This window comes from Halopseudomonas sp. (genome assembly GCF_041579695.1).
GTDB lineage: Bacteria > Pseudomonadota > Gammaproteobacteria > Pseudomonadales > Pseudomonadaceae > Halopseudomonas.
This window is the reverse complement of the sequence record NZ_JBFGFI010000036.1, coordinates 24,672-28,727: the sequence shown is the minus strand read 5'-3', so window position 1 is coordinate 28,727 and position 4,056 is coordinate 24,672. Positions and strand designations below refer to the sequence as shown.

Genomic DNA, 4,056 nt, shown 5'->3' with positions numbered 1-4,056 from the left:
TCGCCATCGATACCGACAACCGGCGCATCGAAACGGCTGATCTTGCCGCTGGCAGTCATGTCCTGCTGCAACATGAACCAGAATGACTCGAGCGCCTCCACCGTGGGGATCCGGCGGCTCTCGGCAAGCTGATCGAGAGTGGCCATACGCTCGGGAAACTGCATATTGAGCAGGGAATCCTGCCATTGGCTGCGGGTGTCGCCGGCAGCCTGACGTACCACACCGAACAGCTCACCGAGATTGCCGCTGCGCTCTGCAAGCTCAGCCTCACCCTCCTCCAGCGCCTGCTCCTGCTGATCAAATTCCGCCTTCAGGCGGTCGGCCTCGGCCTGGACCTGGGCCAGCGCCTGTTCGGCCTCACGCAACCGGCGCTGCTGCTGGTCACGCTCGGCAATGAAACTTGCCTCGCGCTCACGCATCGCCGCCTGTTCGGTAGCGCGTACTTCCTGAATCTCCCGCAAAAGCGCATCCAGATCGGCTGGCTGAGCGAGCGCTGTGGTGGGCAGCAATATCAGCGCCGCAACTAGCAGAAAACCTCTCATAGCCCGCTCTCCTGTTCCGACACTGGCGGCAATGGCAAGCGCAGCATGACCGGGGTCTGCTGCTGACGAGCAATACTCAAGCCCTGCTCCAGCGTGCGCCGGTAACTGTCCGGCAGCGGTCGCCATGCGTCCTGTCCTGCGTCCCAGTAGCCTTGTTCGCGACCATCCAGGCTCTGATAGAAAAGCATTACCCGACCCAGACGCAGGAAATTGACCACCCGCACCTGCTCGTCTTCGCCGAGCGTGCCGCGCCAGGCTTCCAGCGTGCGGCCGTAATCGCTCTCGATCTGATATGCCTCGACCAGCCGCCGATATTTTTCGGCAACGCTGACATTCGCGCTCTTCAGCAACTCGTCCAGCTGTACCAGTCGCTCAGCGCGCTCTTCCAGCAGGAACGGCAGATCCAGCGCGACGAACTGCTGCAGGGATTGGTACATGCGCTGCATCAATGGCAACAGCTCGCGCTGGGTATCCTCGATACTCGCCAGTTGCGTCTGAAGCGCCTCGAGCTCCTCGCCTTGAGCGCTGACCATTTCGCTCAGGCGAGCGTTGTAGTCAACCAGCTGTTCGCGTTGTTCGATGGCCTGGCGATAACGCTCCAGCGCCTCACGGGTCGCGTCGTCCAGCTGTTCAATGCGCTGCTGTGAATCCCGTGCCTCACGCACCAGCGCCTGGCTCTGGTCCAGCGCCTGCTCGGCTGTGCCTTGCGCCAATGCCACCAGGGGCAAGGCGCAAAGTATCCATAAAACCGCTCTCATCCAGACTCTCCGGAAGTATTTTGCCCAGGACCGGGCCGTTAAAAGAGAAGCATTATCATTTGATGCGACTGATTGTTCAAGCCCGCACATCAACCGGTAAGGATATTCGGCAGACGCAACGATTTTTGCTCCAGATCAATAACCAGCGGGTCAACAACGCATAAAGTCTCGCCATACCAACACGCAAGGGAGTTCACCTTATGTCACGCTTTACCACCCAACTGGCCGCCGGCCTTCTGCTTGCCCCTGCCCTGCTGGCTGCTTCCGTGGCCCAGGCTCACCAGGCTGGCGATGTTATCGTACGCGTCGGCGCTGCTGCTGTTGACCCGCAGGAGAGTAGCGGAAATGTTTTTGTCGGCGGCAACAATACCGGCCTGGAAGTGGGTGTCGACAGCAGCACGCAACTGGGTATCACCGGCACCTTCATGCTGACCGACAATATTGGTCTTGGGCTGCTTGCTGCTACGCCATTCAGCCACGATATCGAGCTCAAGGGGGCCTATCGCTTCGCCAGTATCAAGCATCTGCCACCATCGCTTACGCTGCAATATTTCCCGATGGCCAAAACTTCAGCATGGCAGCCTTATGTTGGCGCCGGCGTGAACTACACCGCTTTCTTCAGCGAGGATCTTTCCAGCAACGCTGAAAATGCCGGGTTCTCCAGCCTGGAGCTGGACGACTCCTGGGGCTATGCACTGGAAGCGGGCCTGGATTACAAGCTGACCGAACAGATCTATCTGAATGCTGCTGTCTGGTATTTAGATATCGAAACTACTGCCAACTTCCGTACTGGCGGCACGCCAAGCAAGGTCGATGTGGACATCGATCCGATGGTCTACATGGCGAGCATCGGTTACAAGTTCTGAGCTGATCGGCTCGCAACAAAAAAAACGGCCGCATTGCGGCCGTTTTTTATTTAGTCGATTCGACGCTGGCGAGCAGCTGCGCCAACTGACCGCGCCAGGGCCGTGGCTTCACCCCGAACGTCATCAGAATCCGCCGGCTCGCCAGCACCGCATTCTGCGGCTCCCAACCTGCTTCTGTCTGTTTGTCGAACGGAACCGATCGGATCACCGGATCGCGGTCCAACTTGTTGTTTGCCATCAACTCCTGGGCCAGACTTTTGGCAAAACTGATCCAGCTGGAAGGCTCGGTGCTTCCGTAGTGGTAGATACCCGAGAGCGGCGCTTCGCAGTCCAACTGCTTGAGCACGGCGAGCAGTACCCGGGCGGCATCATCGACCGGCGTGGGGTTGCCCCGCCATTCTTCGGCCAGTAGCACTGGCTCATCACCATGCAACTGTTCAACTAATTTGGCCAGTTGGCCATCGGCAGACCCATCCAGCAACCAGCTGAACCGCAGCACCGCATAGCGGGGGCAACGCTCTGCCAACAGCTTTTCCAGCTCGGCCTGCACAGCACCGAGCGCATCACCGGGCGTACGCTGATCCTTCTCGTTATAGGGCGTCGGCTTCAATCCGTCGAACACCCGTGCACTTGAAGGCTGCACCAGCAGTCGGCTTTCGCTCGCGCAGAGCTCTGCGAGATGGCGGCTGAATTCGTCCAGCGCGGCCAGTTCGACCGGATCGAGCATTCCCACCTGGAACTGCTCATGAAAGTACGCCAGATTGATTACCGCATCCGCCGAATATTCATCCAGCCAGTCGGCCAACTGCTCGGGTTGCCAACCAGCCAGAGGTCGCGCCAGCGCCTCGATCTGGATACCTTCCTGCGCTGCGAGACGGAGTACAGCCCGACCCAGCGACGAGTCAGCTTCCAACAGCAATATGCGCATCCGCATGCTTGTGCCCTGTGTTCAAAAAACGAGTAACTGGCGCCATCAGGCCGCCTGTGGGGTCATCTTACCGAGTGCTTCAGGCGTAGGTAATCAGCGATTGGTGCTCCGGATCATCCAGATGGGGCACACTGTTAAAGCTGCTCAGACGCATGTTGCGCTGATTGAATACGCAATGGATCAACGCCGTGTTGCGCGTCTGCAGGTTGAGCTCGATCATCGTCTCACTGGGCGCACGCAGTAACTGACTGACCAGCATCGCAATAGCCCCGCCCGAACTGACTGCCAACACCCGCTTGCCCGCACAACGAGCCATTATGTCTGCCTTCATGCGCTGGACCCGCTCCTCGAAATCGGCCCAGCTTTCCGGCAATTCGCCCACCAGCTCGCTCCGCGACCAGAGTATGATGCCCTGGCGCAGGCGCTTGAAAAAGTCGGCGACAGACGGCTTTTCCGGCAGCGCCTGATCAGGAAACTGCGCGGTGTAGGCTGCCAGAATGGCGTGGAAATCAAACTCGTTGAGCTCCTGGAAAACTTCGAAGGACGCATCCTCGAAACCCAGCGCTTGACCGATACCCTGAGCCGTTTCACGGTGGCGCACCATGTCGCCCAGGAGCACGTGATCAAACTCTATACCGCGGCGCTGGAAATACTCGCCGAGCAGTCTGGACTGTTGATGCCCCTTTTCCGAGAGCTGGTCGTAATTACTGGAGCCAAAGGACGCCTGGCCGTGGCGGACGAAATAGATTTCAGACATCGAGATTCTTCTTCAGATAAAGCGCCAGAGCCTGATTCACGGCTACCGTTTTTCGCCGATGAGGATCTGACGACAACGGCGCACGGCGCACGGCGCACGGGGGGGTACGTTAGCATATTCGGACCTTGTCGATACAGACGCCGCAGGTGCGGCCATAGCTGCTCCACCGCCTTGACTATCAGCAGAGAATACGACGCGCGCCTAT

At 59.0% G+C, this 4,056-nt stretch carries 4 protein-coding genes and 1 pseudogene; 1 reads left to right on the top strand and 4 read right to left on the bottom strand.

The genetic code is table 11. The annotated features are described in order from the left end of the window. Window positions 1-542 (bottom strand): annotated as a pseudogene (locus ABYA88_RS09180) (MotA/TolQ/ExbB proton channel family protein); the annotation flags it as partial. Then, window positions 539-1,300, bottom strand: a complete 762-nt coding sequence (locus ABYA88_RS09175; RefSeq protein WP_373186825.1) for a DUF3450 domain-containing protein — start codon at window positions 1,298-1,300, stop codon at window positions 539-541. The gene ABYA88_RS09175 and the pseudogene ABYA88_RS09180, both read right to left, overlap by 4 nt. 200 nt (window positions 1,301-1,500) lie before the next feature. On the opposite strand from ABYA88_RS09175, the gene ABYA88_RS09170 reads away from it, so the two are divergent. After that, complete coding sequence (locus tag ABYA88_RS09170; RefSeq protein ID WP_373186823.1) at window positions 1,501-2,166, top strand: OmpW family protein; 666 nt, start codon at window positions 1,501-1,503, stop codon at window positions 2,164-2,166. A gap of 46 nt (window positions 2,167-2,212) precedes the next feature. On the opposite strand, the gene ABYA88_RS09165 is transcribed toward ABYA88_RS09170, so the two are convergent. Both ABYA88_RS09165 and ABYA88_RS09160 read right to left on the bottom strand, forming a co-directional pair. After that, complete coding sequence (locus ABYA88_RS09165; RefSeq protein ID WP_373186822.1) at window positions 2,213-3,100, bottom strand: sugar nucleotide-binding protein; 888 nt, start codon at window positions 3,098-3,100, stop codon at window positions 2,213-2,215. 73 nt (window positions 3,101-3,173) lie between these two features. Continuing rightward, on the bottom strand, window positions 3,174-3,851 hold the full coding sequence (locus tag ABYA88_RS09160) for a histidine phosphatase family protein (protein ID WP_373186821.1): 678 nt from the start codon (window positions 3,849-3,851) through the stop codon (window positions 3,174-3,176). Window positions 3,852-4,056 lie beyond the last annotated feature (205 nt).